We start from the raw sequence: 422 nt of genomic DNA on the forward strand, positions 1-422 counted from the left end.
ACCGATATTGCGGGTACTGCAATTACCATCACAGATGTAGCCGTTAATGCAGATGGCACTTACTCTGTCGATAATGTTGACCTATCTACGCTTGTGGATGGCGACATCACAGTTGTTGCAACTGCAACTGATTCAAACGGCAATGACCTGTCTGCCAATGACACTGAAAACCTCGATGCTGTTGATGCTGAGCTAACAGTAGACTTAGTGATTGATGCATCGAACCAAGGCGATATCACTGGTACATCACAAGACATTCCAGCTGGCGGTACGGTCACCCTGGTTATTACCGATATTGCGGGCACAGCAATTACCATCACAGATGTGGCAGTAAATGCAGATGGCACTTACTCTGTTGATAATGTTGACCTATCTACACTTGTGGATGGCGACATCACAGTGGTTGCAACTGCGACTGACAG

General features: G+C 46.7%; 1 pseudogene. It reads left to right on the forward strand.

Features of this window, described 5'->3' with window-relative positions:
• Window positions 1-422: pseudogene (locus AN944_RS21680) on the forward strand (RTX toxin); the annotation flags it as partial.

It is taken from the genome of Shewanella sp. P1-14-1 (genome assembly GCF_001401775.1).
GTDB lineage: Bacteria > Pseudomonadota > Gammaproteobacteria > Enterobacterales > Shewanellaceae > Shewanella > Shewanella japonica.